At 66.1% G+C, this 20097-nt stretch carries 19 protein-coding genes; 13 read left to right on the forward strand and 6 right to left on the reverse strand.

Features of this window, described 5'->3' with window-relative positions:
- Positions 1–34: 34 nt before the first annotated feature.
- The 5 genes from AC1DX5_RS14590 to AC1DX5_RS14610 all read right to left on the reverse strand — a co-directional run bounded on the left by AC1DX5_RS14590 (position 35) and on the right by AC1DX5_RS14610 (position 5165).
- The gene (locus AC1DX5_RS14590) at positions 35–991 is read right to left on the reverse strand and encodes a cupin domain-containing protein (RefSeq protein ID WP_478016159.1); all 957 of its coding nucleotides are present in this window, start codon (positions 989–991) and stop codon (positions 35–37) included.
- A gap of 95 nt (positions 992–1086) precedes the next feature.
- Entirely contained in the window at positions 1087–1971 is an 885-nt protein-coding gene (gene mmsB / locus AC1DX5_RS14595) for a 3-hydroxyisobutyrate dehydrogenase (protein ID WP_478016160.1), read from the reverse strand.
- 2 nt (positions 1972–1973) lie between these two features.
- Positions 1974–2750: an enoyl-CoA hydratase gene (locus tag AC1DX5_RS14600; RefSeq protein ID WP_478016161.1), complete on the reverse strand. Its 777-nt coding sequence runs from the start codon at positions 2748–2750 to the stop codon at positions 1974–1976.
- A gap of 11 nt (positions 2751–2761) precedes the next feature.
- On the reverse strand, positions 2762–3805 hold the full coding sequence (locus AC1DX5_RS14605; RefSeq protein WP_478016162.1) for an enoyl-CoA hydratase/isomerase family protein: 1044 nt from the start codon (positions 3803–3805) through the stop codon (positions 2762–2764).
- A 214-nt stretch (positions 3806–4019) separates the two neighbouring features.
- On the reverse strand, positions 4020–5165 hold the full coding sequence (locus AC1DX5_RS14610) for an acyl-CoA dehydrogenase family protein (protein ID WP_465174244.1): 1146 nt from the start codon (positions 5163–5165) through the stop codon (positions 4020–4022).
- A gap of 155 nt (positions 5166–5320) precedes the next feature.
- Here AC1DX5_RS14610 and AC1DX5_RS14615 point away from each other — a divergent pair, with 155 nt between their 5' ends.
- Entirely contained in the window at positions 5321–6355 is a 1035-nt protein-coding gene (locus AC1DX5_RS14615; protein WP_478016163.1) for an AraC family transcriptional regulator, read from the forward strand.
- Positions 6356–6463: 108 nt separating this feature from the next.
- On the forward strand, positions 6464–7261 hold the full coding sequence (locus tag AC1DX5_RS14620) for a sterol desaturase family protein (RefSeq protein WP_478016164.1): 798 nt from the start codon (positions 6464–6466) through the stop codon (positions 7259–7261).
- Between the two features lie 64 nt (positions 7262–7325).
- Here AC1DX5_RS14620 and AC1DX5_RS14625 read toward each other — a convergent pair whose 3' ends face one another.
- Complete coding sequence (locus AC1DX5_RS14625; protein ID WP_465174247.1) at positions 7326–8825, reverse strand: CoA-acylating methylmalonate-semialdehyde dehydrogenase; 1500 nt, start codon at positions 8823–8825, stop codon at positions 7326–7328.
- 106 nt (positions 8826–8931) lie between these two features.
- Between AC1DX5_RS14625 and AC1DX5_RS14630 the strand changes: the two genes are divergently transcribed.
- The 11 genes from AC1DX5_RS14630 (at position 8932) to AC1DX5_RS14680 (ending at position 19939) form a co-directional block, all read left to right on the forward strand.
- Positions 8932–9840, forward strand: a complete 909-nt coding sequence (locus tag AC1DX5_RS14630) for a LysR family transcriptional regulator (RefSeq protein WP_478016165.1) — start codon at positions 8932–8934, stop codon at positions 9838–9840.
- Positions 9837–10322: a GreA/GreB family elongation factor gene (locus AC1DX5_RS14635; RefSeq protein ID WP_478016166.1), complete on the forward strand. Its 486-nt coding sequence runs from the start codon at positions 9837–9839 to the stop codon at positions 10320–10322. Before AC1DX5_RS14630 ends, AC1DX5_RS14635 begins: the two co-directional genes overlap by 4 nt.
- A 23-nt stretch (positions 10323–10345) precedes the next feature.
- The gene (locus AC1DX5_RS14640) at positions 10346–10804 is read left to right on the forward strand and encodes a YaiI/YqxD family protein (protein WP_478016184.1); all 459 of its coding nucleotides are present in this window, start codon (positions 10346–10348) and stop codon (positions 10802–10804) included.
- Positions 10801–10983, forward strand: coding sequence for a hypothetical protein (locus tag AC1DX5_RS14645; RefSeq protein WP_465169875.1), 183 nt, complete (start codon positions 10801–10803; stop codon positions 10981–10983). Before AC1DX5_RS14640 ends, AC1DX5_RS14645 begins: the two co-directional genes overlap by 4 nt.
- A 172-nt stretch (positions 10984–11155) precedes the next feature.
- Complete coding sequence (locus AC1DX5_RS14650) at positions 11156–12397, forward strand: efflux RND transporter periplasmic adaptor subunit (protein WP_478016185.1); 1242 nt, start codon at positions 11156–11158, stop codon at positions 12395–12397.
- Between the two features lie 7 nt (positions 12398–12404).
- Positions 12405–15605, forward strand: a complete 3201-nt coding sequence (locus tag AC1DX5_RS14655; protein WP_478016167.1) for an efflux RND transporter permease subunit — start codon at positions 12405–12407, stop codon at positions 15603–15605.
- Positions 15602–17032, forward strand: a complete 1431-nt coding sequence (locus AC1DX5_RS14660; RefSeq protein WP_465169877.1) for an efflux transporter outer membrane subunit — start codon at positions 15602–15604, stop codon at positions 17030–17032. Before AC1DX5_RS14655 ends, AC1DX5_RS14660 begins: the two co-directional genes overlap by 4 nt.
- A 68-nt stretch (positions 17033–17100) precedes the next feature.
- Positions 17101–17472: a poly(R)-hydroxyalkanoic acid synthase subunit PhaE gene (locus AC1DX5_RS14665; protein WP_465169878.1), complete on the forward strand. Its 372-nt coding sequence runs from the start codon at positions 17101–17103 to the stop codon at positions 17470–17472.
- Between the two features lie 19 nt (positions 17473–17491).
- A complete protein-coding gene (locus AC1DX5_RS14670; RefSeq protein ID WP_465169879.1) occupies positions 17492–18565 on the forward strand; it encodes an alpha/beta fold hydrolase in 1074 nt (357 codons plus the stop codon).
- On the forward strand, positions 18562–19098 hold the full coding sequence (locus tag AC1DX5_RS14675; protein WP_465169880.1) for an N-acetyltransferase family protein: 537 nt from the start codon (positions 18562–18564) through the stop codon (positions 19096–19098). Before AC1DX5_RS14670 ends, AC1DX5_RS14675 begins: the two co-directional genes overlap by 4 nt.
- A gap of 52 nt (positions 19099–19150) precedes the next feature.
- The gene (locus AC1DX5_RS14680; RefSeq protein WP_478016168.1) at positions 19151–19939 is read left to right on the forward strand and encodes an esterase/lipase family protein; all 789 of its coding nucleotides are present in this window, start codon (positions 19151–19153) and stop codon (positions 19937–19939) included.
- Positions 19940–20097 lie beyond the last annotated feature (158 nt).

Here is a 20097-nt window from a genome sequence, read left to right on the forward strand (position 1 = left end):
CACCTTGGTATGACCCTGTTCGATCAGATCCTCATCACTCCGGTTCGAAATTGTGCAGGATCACCGGACGCGGGTTGAACGGAATGCGCGTCGACATCGGCGTCAGCGGGCTGTTGCCGGCACGGTGCCAGCGACCCTTGGCCGCCGTGACCACATCGCCCTGATTGGCCTCGAAATAGGGGAAGCCTTCGATCTGGTAGCCGATCTTGCCTTCCATGATGAACCAGAACTCGGTCCAGTCGACATGGAAATGGCCCTTGTTGGTCGCGGGCGGCACCGGCGCGGCCTTGCTGCGCAGGATGTTCGAGGTGAAGTGATCGTCCCATACGAACTTGCCGTTATAGGGCTTGTCGCCGATCGCGATGTCCTTGAGGAAATCGACCCAGATCGGGTTGCTCGTCCCACCAGTCGGGATGGTCGCGGGGCCCGGGCTGCCGCGGACCTTCATATAGGTGCGGCCAGGATAGGCATCGGGCGTTTCGGAAAGCGGGAAGAGCGGCGGGGAGCCGGCCTGGCGTACCTCGAAACGGAGCGACGGCTTATCGCCGACCGTCTCGATCGAGTAGAGATGGCGGAACGGCACGCTGACCATGAAGCCCTTGGTCGCGACGAACGGCGCGACCCCGTCGATCGTCACCTTCATCGACCCGTCCTGCACGATCCAGACGACCCGGTCGTCGGCATACATGCGCGTCTTGGTTTTCTTGCCGGCGCCGAGCGAGATATAGTCCGCATCCTGCTCCTGGTTGCGGATGATCGGCTGGACCCAGTCGGTCTGGCCGCGATGCGCGGCGAGGATCTCCGACAGCTTCCAATGGACCTTGTTGGGCGCGACATAGGGCGTCGGCCGGGTCGGCTTGGCGGACCAGAAATTCTCCGCCACCTTCGGCCCGGCGGGCATCGGTTCGGTCGGCGCCGCGGATTGCGCGACCGCCATGCAGGCAGTGGATACTGCCAGAACCGTCGCGCCGAGATACAACCAAGCCTTCATCACCTTCTCCCTCCAGCGGCGTTGCCCGCCCTTGTGATAGGGATGCATGACATCAATGTTGCATGCAAGATGCCGAGGCGGTGTTTTGCGACGGTTTATTCGGCGTGGTCGAGCATTCTGATGATGGCGGAGAAATCCAGACCTCCCTGCCCCTCAGCGGCGAACCTCTCATAGAGTTCGGCGGCCTTCGCGCCCATCGGGGTGTCGGCATGCGCCTCGGCCGCGGCTTCCATCGCCAGGCGCAGATCCTTGAGCATCAGCGCAGTCGCGAACCCCCCCTGATAGTCATGGTCGGCCGGCGTGTCGGGGCCGACGCCCGGCAGCGGCGCATAGGTGGTCATCGACCAGCTCTGGCCTGACGACACCGAGGAGATGTCGAAGAATTTCTGCGGATCGAGCCCGAGCTTCCGCGCGAGCAGGAACGCCTCGCAGGTCGCGACCATCGTCGCGCCGAGCAGCATGTTGTTGGCGATCTTCGCGGTCTGGCCGGTGCCGCTGTCGCCGGCATGGATCACGGCCTTGCCCATGTCGGACAGGAAGGGCTGAGCGCGGTCGAACGCTTCCGCGCTGCCGCCGACCATGAAGGTCAAGGTGCCGGCATTGGCCGCGCCGATGCCGCCGGAGACGGGCGCGTCGACCGAGGAAAGGCCCTTGGCGAGCGCTGCTTCGCCGATGCGCTTGGCGGTGGCGACGTCGATGGTAGAGCAGTCGATCAGAATCGCCGAGGCCGGCGCGTTGCCGAACAGGCTTTCGGTATAGACCTGTTCGACATGCTTGCCGGCGGGCAGCATGGTGATGATCGCCTCGGCGCCGTCAGCCGCCTCTTCCGCGCTGGCGACGGGGAGGCAGCCCGCGGCTTTGGCGCGATCGAGCGCCTCGGCTGAGAGGTCGAAGGCGCGGACGTCATGCCCCTTCTTCGCGAGGTTCGCGGCCATGCCGCCGCCCATGTTTCCAAGACCGATGAATCCGACGCGTGCCATTGTTATTTTCCCGTCCAGTTACCGGGGCGCTTCTCGACGAACGCCGTCATGCCTTCCTTCTGATCCGCCGAGCCGAACAGGCCGTGGAACAGGCGCCGTTCGAACTGGACGCCCATCGCGAGCCCCGTCTCGAACGCGGCGTTGACCATTTCCTTGTTCGCCTTGACCGCGAGCGGCGCCATCGACGCGATCGTCGCGGCGGTCTTCACCGCTTCCTCGACCAGATCGGCCGCCGGGACGATCCGGCTGACCAGCCCGGCGCGCTCCGCTTCCTCGGCGCCCATCATCCGGCCGGTGAGGCACATCTCCATCGCCTTGGCCTTGCCCACCGCGCGCGTGAGCCGCTGCGAGCCGCCCATGCCCGGCGCGACGGCGAGCTTGATCTCGGGCTGGCCGAATTTCGCGGTGTCGGCGGCGATGATGAAGTCGCACATCATCGCCAGCTCGCAGCCGCCGCCTAGCGCGAAGCCGGCGACCGCGGCGATGATCGGCTTGCGCGTCGCGGTGAACTTCTCCCAGCCGGCGAAGAAGTTGTGGCCGTACATGTCGGCGAAGCCCTGGGCCTGCATCTCCTTGATGTCGGCGCCGGCGGCGAAGGCCTTTTCGCTGCCGGTGACGACCGCGCAGCCCTGGCTGTCGTCGGCGTCAAACGCGGCGGTGGCGGCGATCAGGTCGGCGAGTACCTGACTGTTGAGCGCATTGAGCGCCTGGGGCCGGTTGAGCGTGATCAGCGTGACGGCGCCGCGTTGCTCGACGAGGAGGGTTTCGTAATCTGCCATGGGTTGAGTCCTTATGCGGGGGTCCACGCCTCGCCGTCAGGCAAGGGGGCGAAGATCTGGTCGATGACGTGATCGGTCACGCCCTCGGGCGTGGGCGGATCCCATCGGGGAGCATTGTCCTTGTCGACGATCACCGCGCGGACGCCCTCGAGGAAATCGTGGCGCTGCACGACATGCGCGCCGACGGCATATTCCTGGCGCATCTCGTCCTCGAAGGTCGGCATCATCGTGCCTTCCTGGAGCAGGCGGAGCGAGACCTTCATCGTCTGCGGCGACTTGGTGCGCAAGGTGGCGAGCTGTTGCTGCGCCCATTCGCCAGGATCGGCCTCTAGCGCGGCGAAAATGTCTTCGAGCAGGTCCGAGGCGAACAGGCGATCGATCGCATCGCGGTGCGCGAGGATACGGGCGTCGGGCGTGGGTGCCGACAGGTCTTCCAAGATCGTCGCGATCTGCTGGGGATCGGCGGCGATGCGGGCCTTGGCCTCTTCCAGCCGATCGCTCGGCAGATAATGGCTGGCGAGGCCGAGCGCGAGGCATTCGGCGCCGTCGAGCCGGTGCCCGGTCAGCGCGAGATACTGGCCGGTGCGCCCCGGTAGCCGCGAGAGATACCAGCCGCCGCCGACATCGGGGAACAGGCCGATCCCCGTTTCCGGCATGGCGAGCCGGGTATTCTCGGTCGCCACACGGTATTTCGCCGGCTGCGACAGGCCGACGCCGCCACCCATGGTGATGCCGTCCATGAAGGCGACGATCGGCTTGGCATAAGTGAACAGCCGGTGATTCATGCGATATTCGGTGTGGAAGAATTCCCGCGCCTCCGCGCCGTCCTTCGCGCCGCTTTCGGCGAGCATGCGGATGTCGCCCCCCGCGCAGAAGCCGCGGCCCTCGGCATGGTCGATCAGGATCGTCTCGATGTCGAGGTCGATCCGCCATGCCTCCAGCGCGTCGAGAATCGCGGCGCACATCGCGGTGTTGAGCGCATGGATCGCCTTGGGCCGGTTGAGCCGGATGCGAGCGACCTTGCCTTCGTGTTGGGTGAGGACGTCGGTGGTCATGCGAACCTTCTCCTCTCCCCTTGAGGGAGAGGATACCGGAGCTTGCCAGCTTGCTGGCTAGCGCAGGTTGGAGAGGGGGGCGAGCCTTTGGCTCGCGCGGTCGCATGCGACCGCTTACCCCTCACCCAGCTCCGACTAGGGCCGCGCGAAGAGCGCGACCCAAGTCTGCGCAGCCCTCTCCCGCAAGGGGAGAGGGAAGAAGTGGCCAAAGTGATCATTGCCGTGTCAGGTCCCGGCCGACGATCATGCGCATAACCTGGTTGGTACCCTCCAGGATCGAATGGACGCGCAGGTCGCGCCAGAAGCGTTCGATCGGATAGTCCATCAGATAGCCATAGCCGCCATGGAGCTGCAACGCGCGGTCGGCGACGGACGATCCGGTATCGGTGGCGAGGCGCTTGGCCATCGCGGCAAACTTGGTCTTGTCGGGCGCGTTGGCCGTGACCTTGGCGGCGGCCATGTACAGCAAGGCGCGCGCGGCCTCGAGCTCGGTCGCCATGTCGGCGAGCATGAACTGGGTGTTCTGGAAATCGGCGATCGCCGTGCCGAACTGCTTGCGGTCCTTGGTGTATCTGATCGCCTCGTCGAGGCAGCGCTGCGCCCCGCCGAGCGAGCAGGCGCCGATGTTGAGACGGCCGCCGTCGAGCCCCATCATCGCGATGCGGAACCCCTCTCCTTCGCCGCCCACCAGGTTTTCCTTCGGCACACGCACGCCATCGAACATCACCTGCGCGGTCGGCTGCGAATGCCAGCCGAGCTTTCGCTCGTTCGCGCCGAAACTGACGCCGGGCATGTCCTTCTCGATCACCAGGCAGGAGATGCCCTTGGGGCCTTCCTCACCGGTGCGGACCATGGTGACGTAGATCTCGTTCTCGCCCCCGCCCGAGATGAACTGCTTGGAGCCGGTGACGATATAGTCGTCGCCGTCCCTGACTGCCTTGGTCTTCAGCGCCGCGGCATCGGAGCCGGAACCGGGCTCCGTCAGGCAATAGCTGGCGATCTCGTCCATCGTCACGAGGCGCGGGAGATATTTGTCCTTTACCGCCTGGTTGCCAAAGCGATCGATCATCCACGACGCCATGTTGTGGATCGAGATGAAGGCCGAGGTGGAGGCACAGCCATAGGCCATCGCCTCCATGATCAGCGCCGATTCCAGCCGGCCGAGATTGATGCCGCCGCTTTCCTCCGAAACATAGATCGAGGCGAAGCCGAGCTCGGCCGCGGCCTTGATCGTCTCGCGCGGGAAAATGTGCTTCTCGTCCCACTCCGCGGCAAAGGGCGTGATGCGATCCGCGGTGAACTTGCGCGCCAGATCCTGGATCTCGCGCTGATCGTCGGTGATGTCGAATTGCTGAGTCATTGAGATATTCCCGAGAGAAAAAACCTGGATCGCCCACGTGACGACGGCATTTCCGGACACGCGGCCATGTCTATCGCGCCTGGTCGACATTTCCCACCGGCGCGATGGACGGGGTTCCGCGGCCAAGCCATAACGGTGCGGATATGGCGCAGCTGATGCTCCTCGACACGGTGATGCGGGTGCTGGCGATCGGCCAGTTGCTGCTGATCGCCATCGTGATCGGACGCGGCCGGGCGCCGATGCCGATCCGCGCCGCCACGGCGATGCTGCTGATCGGCGTGTGCTGCTATCAGACGCTGGCGACGTATCTGTTCCGGCCGACCGAGGGACCGGTCTGGGCGCTGATCCAGCTTGCCGCGCAGTCGGTGCCACTGCTGCTGTGGATCTTCGCGCACCTCCTGTTCGAACGCGCGATCGACCGGCGGGCGCTGATCGTCGGCATCACCGTGACGATTGGCTGCTGGGCCTGCTTCTTCTTCGCCCGCTACGCGCAGCTCGACCTGCGAAACGCGGTCTCGACGATCCAGCGCAGCGTATCGCTGGTCTTTATCGGCCATGCGATCCTGATCGCGATCAGCGAACGGGGCGACGACCTGATCGAGAAGCGGCGCCAGCTGCGTGTCGGATTCGTGATCGTGGTGGGCACGCTGGCCTTTGTCGTGATCGTGCTGGAAATGCTGTTCGGGTTTCGCCGCGCGGACCCGGGCATCGCGCTCGCCCAGGCCGTCGCCATCCTGATCGCCACCATGGCGATGGGCGTCGCGCTGCTGCAGAGCGATCCCGAATTGCTGTTCGATCCCGCCCAGCCGGAGCCCGCCCCTGCCCCGAGCTTCAGCCCGTCCGAACATGTGCTCAACCGCAAGCTCGAGGCCGCGATCGCCGGAGCGGTCTATCGCGAGCCCGGCCTCAGCATCGGCGCGCTGGCCGAGTTGCTCGAGACGCCCGAGCACCGGCTGCGCAGCCTGATCAACCAGCGGCTGGGCTATCGCAACTTCTCGGCCTTCCTCAACCATCACCGCATCGGCGAGGCCAGGGCATTGCTGGTCGATCCCACCCATGTCGACCTGCCGATCCTGACTATCGCGATGGACCTGGGCTATGGCTCGCTCGCGCCGTTCAACCGCGCCTTTCGCGAAACCGTCGGCCAGTCGCCGAGCGAATACCGCCGGGCGAACATCGTGCGGAACTGAAAAGATGCGATCGATTCCGGAATCGATCGGCATTTTTCGGCCCCGCGCAGCCTGGACGCGCGCGGTGGCATAGGAAGCCGGCCGACCGCAATCGAACGGAGCATCAGCGTGATCGGAATCCTGCAAAGCATCGGCGCGCATTGGCTGCACAGCTTCACCATCGAGATGACCCGCTACCTGATCGGCGCCGCGGGCATCGCGCTGCTTTACTGGCTGCTGCGCCGCTGGACTGCGCCCCGCCGCATCCAGCAACGCGCCGCGACCATGGCGGACCGCCGGCGCGAGGTGATGCTGTCGGTGCAGACCATCGCGGTCTTCGGCGTGGTCGACCTGATCGCCTTCGCGCTGATCGCGGGCGGCGTGATCGCCATCGCGCATGATTTCAATCCGTGGCTGATCGCGCTGCAGGTGATCGCGCTGGCGATCGCCCACGACGCCTGGTTCTATTGGATGCACCGCGGGCTGCATCTGCGCGCGATGTTCCGCCGCGCGCATGCCGCCCATCACCAGTCGCGCACCCCGACCTCCTGGGCGTCCTATGCCTTTGCGCCGATCGAGGCGGTGTTCGAGTCGCTCTACGTGCCGATCGCCCTGCTGCTCCTGTCGCTGTTCGGGCCGATCTATCCGCTCGCCATCTTCATCTTCCTCGGCCACCAGATCGCCCGCAACGCGATCGGCCATTCGGGACATGAGCTGGCCTGGTCGGGCTTCACCCGGTCGCCCTGGACCGGCTGGCTGACCACGACCACCCACCACGACCTGCACCACAGTGAGGGCCGGTATAATTTTGGCCTCTACTTCACCTGGTGGGACCGGTGGATGGGCACCGAGCATCCGAAATATCATGCGCGGTTCGAGAGTGTGGCGGGGCGTAATGCGGTGGAAGGCAGCCCGGCCACTGCCTGAACCTTATCGCCACGGACCTCGATGGGTCCGTGGCGACAAAGATCGAGGCAGCCGAGCAATTGCCTCACCCCATGGTCGGAATGACGAAGGCGTTGGCGGCATCGCCCACACCGCCATCAGGCCAGCGCTGGGTGACCGTCTTGACCTTGGTCCAGAACTTCACGCCTTCCATACCGTGCTGGTTGGTGTCGCCGAACCCGGAGCGCTTCCAGCCGCCGAAGGTGTGATAGGCGACCGGCACCGGGATCGGCACGTTGATGCCGACCATGCCGACATTGACGCGCGCGGCGAATTCGCGCGCGGCGTGGCCATTGCGGGTGAAGATGGCGACGCCGTTGCCGTACTGGTGCTCGCTGGGCAGGCGGAGCGCATGCTCGAAATCGTCGGCGCGGACGATCTGCAGCACGGGGCCGAAAATCTCTTCCTTGTAGGCCTGCATGTCGGGGGTGACATGGTCGAACAGCGACGGGCCGATGAAGAAGCCCTGCTCATGGCCCTGCAGCTCGAAGCCGCGGCCATCGACCACCAGCTCGGCGCCTTCGTCGACGCCGGTCTGGATCCAGTTCTCGATACGCTGCCTGTGCGCGGCGTTCACCACCGGGCCGTAATGCGCATCCTTGTCGGTCGAGACGCCGACGCGGAGTGCGGCGATCGCCGGGATGAGCTTTTCACGCAGGGCGACCGCGGTCTTCTCACCGACCGGCACCACGACGGGCAGCGCCATGCAGCGCTCGCCGGCGGAGCCGAAGGCGGCCCCCGACAGATCGGCGACGACCTGGTCGAGATCGGCATCGGGCATGACGATGCCGTGGTTCTTCGCCCCGCCCATCGCCTGAATGCGCTTCCCCGCCGCGCCGCCGCGCTGATAGACATAATGTGCGATGTCGGAGGAGCCGACGAAGCTGACCGCCGAGATGGCGGGATGATCGAGGATCGCGTCGACCATTTCCTTGTCGCCGTGCACGACCTGGAAGATGCCCTCGGGCAGGCCAGCCTCGAGGAACAGCTGGCCGAGGCGCACCGGCACCGACGGGTCGCGCTCGCTCGGCTTCAGGATGAAGGCATTGCCGACGGCCATCGCGACGCTCGACATCCAGAGCGGGATCATCGCGGGGAAGTTGAACGGGGTGATGCCGGCACCGATGCCGAGCGGCTGGCGCATCGAATAGACGTCGATGCCGGGGCCCGCGCCCTGGGTATATTCGCCCTTCAGCGCATGCGGGATGCCGCAGGAGAATTCGACGACCTCGAGCCCGCGCTGGATGTCGCCGCGCGAATCCGCGACGACCTTGCCATGTTCGGACGAGAGCAGCTCGGCCAGCTCGTCCATGTTCTTCTCGACCAGCGCCTTGAAGTTGAACATCACGCGGGCGCGGCGTTGCGGGTTGGTGGCGGCCCAGGCCGGCTGCGCCTTTTGCGCGGCGGCGATGGCGGCATCGAGCACGGCCTGATCGCCGAGCTGCACCGTCGCCTGAACCTGGCCGGTATTGGGGTTGAACACATCGGCCGTCCGGCCCGAACCGCCGCCCGAAAGGCCCGCGACGTGATGATCGATGAGGCGCATATCCAACCTTCCCAAAACTTTTGTGGCTCTTCCTTACGCTTGGAGAATTTGCAGGCAAGGTGCCGGGGGTGCATGTGAGCCCTGCAATTATGCAGGGTAAGACGAGATGTTCGATTGGGACGACCTGCGGATTTTCCTGGCGGTGGCGCGGTCGCGGCACCTGGCGTCGGCGGCGCGGTCGCTGGGCATGGATGCGACCACCGTCGGCCGGCGGTTGCGGCGGCTCGGGGCGGCGCTTCAGTCCGAATTGTTCGAGGTGGAGGCGGGCGAGCGGCGGCTGACCGAGCAGGGGCAGGCGCTGCTGGCGCATGCCGAGACGATCGAGAGCACGGCGCTCCATGCGCTGGGCGAAGTGGCGGGCGGATCGACTCAGGCGAGCGGGCATGTCCGGCTGAGCGTCGCCGAGGGGGTCGCGACCTGGGTGCTGGCCCCGCGCCTGCCTGAGTTCCGCAGCCGTCATCCCGATATCCGGCTCGACCTGGTCACCGCATCGGGTTTCCTCAACCCGTCGAAGCGCGAAGCGGATATCGCGGTGATGATGGCGCGGCCGCGGCATGGCCGGCTGATCGCGGCGAAACTCGCCGACTACCGGCTGCGGCTCTATGCCGCGACGCGCTATCTCGAGGCGCATGGCCCGATCGGATCGATCGAGGAACTGAGCCGGCACACGCTGATCGGCTATGTCCCCGAATTCCTCTACTCGCCGGAACTTGACTATCTCGGCGAGGTCGCGCCGGGGCTCGACGCCAATCTCCGCTCGACCAGCATCAACGTCCAGTATAGCGCGATCGCCAACGGCACCGGAATCGGCGTGCTGCCCAGCTTCATCGCCGACCAGGATCCCGGCCTCACCATGTTGTTTCCCGACCAGGTCGATATCGTGCGCAGCTTCTGGCTGGTGACGCATAGCGACATGCGGCGGCTCGCGCGGATCGATGCCGTGCTGGAATGGTTGAAGGATTCAGCAGCGGGGCCGCTGCGCCCCTCGATATTTGCCCCCGGGAGGAAGACATGAGCGTCGCATTTCGCCGCGAAAGCGACGAGGAGCACAAGGAGCCGAAGTTCGAGCTACCGTTGCCGCCGGGGCCGAACCTGGTGACGGCGCGGGGCCTTGCGCTGATGGATGCGCGGGTGACGGCGCTGGAGGCGGAGATCGAGGCTGAAGCCGACGACGATGCACGGGAAGTGCTGAAGCGCGCGCTACGCTACTGGAACACACGCCAGACGACCGCGATCGTGGCGCCCGAGCCGAGCGGCGAGGAGGTCGCGTTCGGCGCCAGCGTCACGTTCCGCCTCAACGGCGCGCTGCGCACGATCCATATCGTCGGCAGCGACGAGGCCGACCCGGCGGAAGGGCGCATTGCCTTCACCGGGCCGCTGGTGAAAGCGATGATGGGTGCTGAGCCAGGCGACCTCATCGACTTTGGCGGAATGCGCGACGCGATCGAGATCGTCGAGGTCGGCAGTATGCCCCGCGAAGTATCTGAACGGGAGTAACAGGTCTGACACACTTTGCGACAATCCGAATCCTTGTGGATGCGGATGCATGCCCCGTAAAGGATGAGGTCTATAAAGTGGCCTTTCGCCATGAGGTGCCGGTGGCCATCGTGAGTAACAGCATCATGCGTATTCCGGTTCATCCGCTGGTCGAGCGGGCAATCGTGAGCGACGCGTTCGATGCCGCCGATGACTGGATCGCCGAGCGCGCGGACGCTGCCGCGGTGGTGATTACTACGGACATTCTCCTTGCCGACCGGTGCCTTAAAGCCGGCGCGACGGTGATCGCGCCGAGCGGGAAGCCGTTCACCACCAGCTCGATCGGCGCGGCCATCGCGACCCGAGCGATCATGGCCGACCTGCGCGCCGGCGGCGACGCGATCGGCGGCCCCGCGCCCTTTTCGAAGACTGACCGGTCGCGTTTCCTCTCGGCGCTCGACCAGGCGTTGGTATTGCTCAAGCGGAAGGTCCGCCCATCATGAGCCAGGACAAGTTCGAACGTCACCGCCAGCCCTGGACCAGCGACGAAATCCAGAAACTCCATGTCCTCGCCAAAAAAGGCATGGCGCTGAAGGCGATAGCCAAGGCGCTGAAGCGCAGCGAGGAATCTACCAAGGATCGCGCCAAGGCCGACGGCCTGTCTATCGCGAAACTCAGGTAAGATATAGGATATAGGATAAACAAAGCATTTGCCTGTACCGACGCGTACAGGACAGGAACCAAGGCTGAGGCGTGGTGTTCGGCATATTCTTGCGCGGGAATCTTCCATCGCAGTGTGCGGACAGCGACGCGATGGAGATTGAATGACCGTGCGATCGCTTACTCCCGTGCGTATGTCTTCTGTGCGTGTGTCCTCGCTCGCCGCGATGGCGGCGGTGCTGCTGCTGTCCGGCTGCGGCAAGGCGGATAATAGCAAGCAGGGCGGCGGGCGGCGCGGGCCGCAGGGTCCGCCCCAGGTGGGCTTCGTCGTCATTCAGCCGACCAGCGTGCCGATCACGACCGAACTGGCTGGCCGCACCACCGCCTATGAGAGTTCCGAGGTCCGCCCGCAGGTTTCGGGCGTGATCTATCGCCGGTTCTTCACCGAGGGGGCGCTCGTCCGCCAAGGCCAGCCGCTCTACCAGATCGATCCGAGCCTCTACCGCGCGTCGGCGAACCAGGCCCAGGCCAATCTCGCCAGCGCCACCGCCAGCGCCGAAGCGGCGCGGATCAAGGCCGAGCGCTACAAGCCGCTCGCCGATATCGAAGCCGTGGCCAAGCAGGATTACACCGACGCGCTCGCCCAGTCGCGCCAGGCCCAGGCCGCCGTCGCGCAGAACCGCGCCGCGCTCGACACCGCGAAGGTCAACCTCCGCTTCACCACCGTTCCAGCGCCGATCACCGGGCGGATCGGGCGGTCGCTCTACACCGTAGGCGCGCTGGTCACGACCAACCAGGCCGATCCGCTCGCGACGATCCAGCGGCTCGACCCGATGTATGTCGACATCCAGCAATCGAGCGCGGACCTGCTCAGGCTGCGGCGCGAACTGGCAAGCGGCGGCCATAGCCCGGCCAATGCCGAAGTGCGGCTGAAGCTCGAGGACGGCAGCGACTATGGCTATGCCGGCTCGGTCGAATTCTCCGAAGTGGTGGTCAGCCCGACCACGGGCACCGTCACCTTGCGTGCGCGCTTCCCCAATCCGCAGGGCGAGTTGCTGCCGGGCATGTTCGTGCGGGCGACCTTCGCCCAGTCGATCGACAATAATGCCTTCCTGATCCCGCAGCCGGCCGTGTCGCGCGACCCCAAGGGCAATGCGACGGTGTTCATCGTCGGGCCGGGCAACAAGGCGCTCCAGCGCAGCGTTACCGCGACGCGCGCGATCGGCACCAACTGGGTCGTCACCGCGGGCCTGAACAAGGGCGACAAGGTGATCGTCCAGGGCGTCGGCAAGACCCTGCCCAACCAGGTCGTGCGGCCGGTGCCGGCGAGCCAGCCGGAACGGATCGGACCGCCGCAGGGCAAGGGTGCTGGTGGGGGTGCTGGTGGGGGTGCGGGCGGGGGTACCGGCAACCAGGCCGGCCAGACGCGCGGTTGATCGGACAGTGATTTCACGCATCTTCATCGACCGGCCGATCTTCGCCTGGGTCGTCGCGATCATCATCATGCTGGCGGGCGTCGGGGCGATCTTCACCCTGCCGATCGAGCAGTTTCCCGACGTGGCGCCGCCCAACGTCAACATCCGCGCCAATTATCCCGGTGCCTCGTCGGAAACGCTGGAGAACAGCGTCACCCAGGTGATCGAGCAGCAGCTGACCGGCATCGACGGGCTGCTCTATTTCAGCTCGAACTCCAACTCGCGCGGCGGCGTGAACATCAGCGCGACCTTCGCCAAGGGTATCGACCCCGACATCGCGCAGGTGCAGGTCCAGAACAAGGTGCAGCAGGCGCTGCCCCGCCTGCCCTCCCAGGTGCAGCAGCAGGGCCTGACCGTCACCAAGTCCAACCCCGACTTCCTGATGGTCGCGGCGATCTTCGACACGACCGACACGCGCACCAACCAGGACGTGTCGGATTATATGGTCTCCACCCTGCAGGAGCCGATCGGCCGGCTTGAGGGCGTGGGCGACATCAACGTGTTCGGATCGCAATATGCGATGCGCGTGTGGCTCAACCCGGACCGGCTCGCCAGCTATTCGCTGATGCCGAGCGACATCATCTCCGCCATCACGGCGCAGAATGCCGAAGTCGCGGCCGGCGAAGTGGGCGGCGTACCCAACAGCCCCGACCAGGCATTGAACGCCACGGTGACGGCGCAGAGCCGCCTGTCGACCCCCGCGCAATTCGCCAATATCGTGGTGAAGACTCAGCCCGACGGATCGACGCTTCACCTGAAGGACGTCGCCCGGGTCGAGCTCGGCTCCGAGAATTACGGCATCGTCAGCCGGATCAACGGCCATCCCGGCGCCGGCATCGCCGTCAGCCTCGCGCCCGGCGCCGACGCGCTGAAGACCGCCGAGCTGGTCAAGGCCGAGATCGCTTCCCAGGCGAAGAAATTCCCGGCCGGCTTCGCCTATGATTTCCCGCAGGACGTCACCGAGTTCATCAAGCTGTCGGTCGAGGAAGTGGTCTGGACCCTGATCGAGGCGATCATCCTGGTCGTCATCGTCATGTTCATCTTCCTGCAGAGCTGGCGCGCGACCCTGATCCCGACGATCGCGGTGCCGGTCGTGCTGCTCGGCACCTTCGCGATCTTCGCCATTGCCGGCTTTACCATCAATACGCTGACCATGTTCGGGCTGGTGCTCGCGATCGGCCTGCTGGTCGACGACGCGATCGTCGTCGTGGAGAATGTCGAGCGCCTGATGGACGAGAATCCGGGCATGAGCCCGCGCGACGCAACGATCGAGTCGATGAACGAGATCACCGKCGCGCTGRTCGSCATCGCSMYSGTGCTSTCSGCSGTGTTCSTGCCSATGGCKTTCTTCGGCGGMTCGACCGGCRTSATCTAYCGSCAGTTCTCSGTSACSATCGTGTCGGCGATGGTGCTGTCGGTCGTGGTCGCACTGGTGCTGACCCCGGCGCTCACCTCCACCCTGCTCAAACGCAAGGAAGAGGAGCGCGAGAGCAAATATGAATCGATCCGGTGGGTCCAGCACCGGATGGAGAAGGCCAAGACCTGGTTCAACACCAATTTCGAGCGCAATCAGGAACGCTATACCAGGGCGGTGGCCAAGGTCGTCGACCGCAAGATCCTGTTCCTCGCGATCTACGGCGTCACCGTGGCGATCCTGGCGATCATGTTCATTCAGCTGCCGACGGGCTTCCTGCCGACCGAGGATCAGGGCACGACGAGCATCCAGTTCAACCTCGGGCCGGGCGCGACGATCGGCAAGACTCAGCAGGCGCAGCGTGAGATCGAGAAATACTTCCTGAAGACCGCAGGCAAGAACACCGACGCGATCATGACCGTCGCGGGCGGCGGTGGCGGCGGCCAGAATACCGGCCGCGGTTTCGTCGCGCTGAAGGACTGGTCGGAACGCAAGGGCGAGAAGAATGGCGCGCAGGCGATCGCGCGGAACGCGACCCAGGCGCTGGGCGGCCTGCGCGACGTCGAATTCTATGCGACGGTGCCGTCGGCGGTGCGTGGCCTCGGCCAGTCGGCCGGCTTCCAGATGGAGTTGCAGAACACCGGCGGCCTGAGCCGCCAGGAATTCAAGGCGGCGCGCGACAAGCTGCTCGCGGCGGCGCGCGCGGATTCCTCGCTCCAGGCAGTCCGCCCGACCGACTTGCAGGATCAGCCGACCCTGAAGGTCGATGTCGATCCGCAGAAACTCAGCACGCTCGGGCTGAGCCAGGCCGACGTCAATGCGACGCTGTCGACCGCCTGGGGGGGCCGATACGTCAACGACTTCAACGACCGCGGCCGGGTGAAGCGAGTCTATGTCCAGGGCGACGCGCCGTATCGCGCCTCGCCCGACGACATCGCTGCCTGGTATGTCCGCGGATCGACCGGCGAGATGGCGCCCTTCTCGTCCTTCGCCAATGTCACCTGGGGCACGGCGCCCTCGTCGCTCAGCCGGTTCGGCGGATTCTCCTCCTATGAGATCCAGGGCCAGGCAGCGCCGGGCATCAGCTCGGGCCAGGCGATGGCGCGGATGGAGGAACTCGCCGCGCAATTGCCGGGGACCGGCGTGGCCTGGGCCGGGCTGTCCTATCAGGAGCGGTTGTCCTCCGGCCAGGCGCCCTATCTCTATGCGCTGTCGCTGCTGGTCGTGTTCCTGTGCCTGGCGGCGCTGTACGAAAGCTGGACGATCCCGATCGCGGTGTTGCTGATCATTCCGCTCGGCCTGGTCGGCGCAGTGTTCGCGGTGACCTTGCGGGGCCTCGAGAATGACGTGTTCCTGCAGATCGGTCTGCTGACCACCATGGGCCTGGCGGCGAAGAACGCAATCCTGATGATCGAGTTCGCCGAACAGGCCGAGAAGCAGGGCAAGCGCGTGATCGAGGCAGCGCTGGAGGCGGCCCGCATCCGTCTCCGCCCGATCCTGATGACCAGCCTTGCCTTCATCTTCGGCGTGCTGCCGCTCGCCGTCTCGACCGGCGCCGGCGCGAACAGCCGGGTCGCGATCGGCACGGCGGTGATCGGCGGCATGCTGACCGCGACGATCCTCGCGATCTTCTACATCCCGCTGTTCTTCGTGCTGGTGCGGCGCGGCACGCGCGACGTGCTGGCACGCCTGCACCACGAGCATCCGGCACCCCCTGCCCAGCCCCCCGAACAGCCTAGCGGGGAGAAAGCATGATGCGCCGGTTTGTCCTGCTGCTTGCGGCAACCTCGCTCGGCGCCTGCTCGATGGCGCCGAAATATGTACGGCCCGACTTGCCGGTGCCGCCCTCCTGGCCGGTCGGCGATTCCTATCTGAAGCAGAGCGAAGCGGCGCTGCCGGCGGTCACCTATCGGGAGATCTTCCGCGACCCGCGGTTGCAGGGGCTGATCGAGCAGGCGCTGGCGAACAATCGCGACCTGCGCATCGCCGCGGCGAACATCGCGGCGGCGCGGGCGCAATATCGCATCCAGCGAGCGCAGTTGCTGCCGCAGGTCGGCGCTTCGGCCGGCGTCACGCGGTCCGATAACGGCAATGGCAGCGGCGCGCGCACCAACTTCTCGGTCGATGGCGGCATCAGCGCGTTCGAGCTCGACCTGTTCGGGCGGATCCAGTCGCTGAGCACGGCCGCGCAGAACAGTTATTTCGCCACTGAAGCGGCTGCGCGGGCGACGCGCCTGACCCTGGTCGGCGACATCGCCACGGTCTGGCTGAACTATGCGGCCGACAAGAGCCTGCTCGCGATCGCACGGGACACCGCCGCGAACGCCCAGCGCAGCGTGACCCTGACTCAGGCGCGGCTCAAGGGCGGCATCGCGCCGCGCACCGACCTCAGCCAGGCGGAGACGGTGCTGGCCAGCGCGCAATCGGATCTGGCGCAGCAGACCACCAACCTCGCCCAGGACATCAACGCGCTGCAGTTGCTGGTCGGGGCGCCAATCGATTCCGCGGCGCTCCCGGCCTCGATCGACGAAGCGGCCGGCACCGTTGCCGAACTTCCCGCCGGGCTCGATTCCGGCGTGCTGCTGCGCCGTCCGGATGTCGTGCAGACGGAATATCAGCTGCGCAGCGCCAATGCGGAGATCGGCGCGGCGCGAGCCGCTTTGTTCCCGCGCATCTCGCTGACGGCCCTGCTCGGGCTGGCGAGCGGGTCGCTGGGCGACCTCTTCAAGGGCGGATCGTTCAATTATTCGGCCGGCGCCAATGCCAACTACACGATCTTCAACGCCGGCGCCGGGCGCGCGAATGTCCGCCTGTCCGAGGCGCAGCGCGACGCGGCGCTGGCGGCGTACGAAAAGGCCATTCAGACCGCCTTCCGCGAAGTGTCCGATGCGCTTGCCCGCCGCGGCACGATTGCCGAGCAGACCCGGGCCAGCCAGGCGCTCACCGCCGCTGCGGCTGACAGCTATCGCCTGTCCGACGCGCGGTATCGCGGCGGGATCGATACCTTCCTGCAGAGCTTGGTCGCCCAGCGCACTTACTATTCCGCGCAGCAGCAGCTTATTGCGACGCGACTGACCGCGGCGACCAACCTCGTCACGCTCTACCGCGTGCTGGGCGGGGATTCGACGCTGGACGCTACGGCGGCGGGGCCGAAGCCGGTGAGTGGGGCGACCGGCAACTGATTGCTGCGGTAATGCTGCGCCGCACCCTTGCTTGACGGATGCTTCAAGCGGGTAAAGGATGTGCCCGCATGACGACCCCACCCGATCCGGCTGCGTTCTTCCGCGAGATGCTCGGCCAGTGGGAGCAGATGGCCAACCAGTTCGGCGGCCAGGTGATGAAGTCGGGCGAATTCTCGCGCGTGATGCAGGGCGCCAGCAGCGCGACGATGACCGCCCAGGCCGCCGCGCACCAGATGATGGACAAGGCGCTGGCCGCCGCCAACATGCCGAGCCGCAGCGAGGTGGAGGATCTCTCCGCGCGAGTCCGCCGGATCGAGGAGTCGGTCGGGCGGATCGAGGCGTTGCTGATGGCCCAGGCCTCCAACCTTCCGCCCGGGATCGCCCCACCGGAACGACCCAAGCCGAAGCGCACCCGCACGCCGCCGGGCAAGCCGGCTTAAGCGTGTCGCAGCGCTGACCATGGCCGAGCAGAGCGCCCCCGACCTGTTCACCCAGGCCAGTACCGCGTTCGACCGCGCGCTCCAGCGCAACTTCAAGGGGCTCGATTATTTCGCCTCGCCCGCGCCGGTGCTGGGGGCCAGCCCGAAGGATCTGCTGATCCAGCGCGGCACGATGAACCTCCATCATTATCGCCCGATGACCGACGAAGTGTACCGGGTGCCGTTGCTGCTGGTGATGGCGACGACAAATCGCGGCTATATCTTCGACATGGTGCCCGGGCAGAGCCTGGTCGAATATCTGCTCAAGGCCGGGTTCGACGTGTTCATGCTCGACTGGAGCCCGCCGCGCGCCGACGAAAAGGGCCTGACGCTCGACGATTATGTCCTCGACTTCATCCCCGACGCGATCGCGCGGGTGCAGCGGGAGACCGGCGAGGACGATTTCACCCTGGTCGGTTACTGCTTCGGCGGGGTGCTCTCCCTGCTCTGGGCGGCGCTGCATCCCGACGCGCCGATGAAGAATCTCGTCACCTTTACCACGCCGGTCGATTTCTCCAGGATGGAGATGTTCCAGGCCTGGGCGGACAAGCGCTTCTTCGATGTCGACCGGCTGGTCGATACCTTCGGCAATTGCCCGGCGGATTATCTCTATACCGCGTTCGACATGCTGCGGCCGGGCGCACGGATCGCGGGGAATATCCGGCTGCTCGACAACCTGTGGAACGACGAATATGTCAAATCCTTCCGCATGTTCGACCGCTGGGCGAGCGACACGCTGCCGCTCGCCGGCGAATATTTCCGCGAGACGACCAAGAAGCTGATGTGGGGCAATGCGCTCAACGAGGGCACGATGGACGTCGGCGGCCGGCCGGTCGATCTGGCCCGGATCACCGCGCCTTTCCTCCACGTCACCGCCGAGCACGACCATATCGTACCATCCGCGGCCTCGGCCCCGCTGATCGACAAGATCGGATCGGCCGACAAGGAACAGGTGACAATGAAGGGCGGCCATGTCAGCCTCGTCGCCGGGGGCAACGCGATCAAGCGGCTATGGCCGAAACTGGTCGACTGGCTGGGGGAAAGGTCGACATGAGTCATCACATCAGGCGGTTCGCACCGAGCGACCGGGACGCGATGCTCGCTTTCGCCAATACCCTGCCCGAACACGACCTGCTGTTCCTCGGCCGCGACCTGAAGCATCCGCGCGTGGTGGACGCCTGGCAGTCGGCGATCGAAGACGGCTGGATCGACAGCCTGATCGCCGAGGATGGCGGGCAGTTCGTCGGCACGGCCGCGCTGGTGCGCGATCCGCTCGGCTGGAGCGCGCATGTCGGCGAGATCCGGCTGCTCGTCGCGCCGGGCAAGCGCGGATCGGGCATCGGGCGCGACCTGCTCGAAGCGATCTATGCCGTCGCGATCGAGCGCGGGCTGGAGAAGCTGACCGCGCAGATGACCCCCGACCAGATCGGATCGGTGATGCTGTTCGAGAGCCTCGGCTTCCGCGCCGAGGCGCTGCTCAAGGACCATGTCCGCGACCGCGATGGCAAGCCGCACGACCTGGCCATCCTGGCGCACGACGTCGCGCGCGTGTCGGCGCAGCACCGGGCGTTCGGGATGGATGAATGAACTATATTGCAGTGCAGCGAGTTAAGACTGCAGCTATTGGAAGGATGATCGAATGACTGCATCCCAGGCCGACGCGATACGGCCGCCGTCCGCGCTTCTGGCGTTCACCGAGCTGCCGCGCGCGCTGGCCGAGTTCAGCTCGCTGGGTATCGCGGCGCCGATCCTCGCCACCGCGCCGCGCGGCGACGGGCATCCGGTGATGGTGTTGCCGGGGTTCGTGACCAGCGACCGGTCGACGACGGTGCTGCGGCGGTTCCTGAGCAATCTCGGTTATGATGCGCATGAATGGGGGCTCGGCCGCAATCTCGGGCCCAAGGCGATCGGCTATGAGGGCGAGAAGCTGGTCGAGCGGCTGCGCGAGATCCACGAGGCGACAGGGCAGAAGGTGAGCCTGGTCGGCTGGAGCCTGGGCGGGGTGATGGCGCGCCAGCTCTCCAGGCGCGCGCCCGAGGCGGTGCGACAGGTGATCTCGCTCGGATCGCCCTTCACCGGTACACCCCGCGCGACCAATGTGTGGCGCGCCTATGAGGTGCTGACCGGGCAGAAGATCGACGATCCCTCCGTGCGCAGCCAGATGCGCGAGAGCGCCGAAGTGCCGCCGGTGCCGTCGACCGCGATCTATTCGCGCGAGGACGGGGTGGTCGCGTGGCAGAACTGCGTGGAGCCGCGCGGGCCCGAAACCGACAATATCGAAGTGCATGGCAGCCATTGCGGGCTCGGGGTGAATCCGGCGGTGCTGTATGCGATTGCCGACCGGCTGGCCCAGGCCGAGGGCGAATGGCGCCCGTTCGAGCGCAGCGGGCTGAAGGCGCTGGTGTATCCGTTCGCGGGGCATGCGTAGCTTTTAGCTCCTCCCCGGCACGGGGAGGGGGTGTGTGAGCTTTGGATTGCCCCCGGCAATCCAAGATCGTGTCCGGGGGACACGATCTCGCTCACGCACCCGCATTCTTCAGGCGGGGGGTGGAGGGGCTGGGGGCGGAACCTCTGTCCCGCGCTCCA

The organism is Sphingomonas sp. P2_B6 (assembly GCF_056404755.1).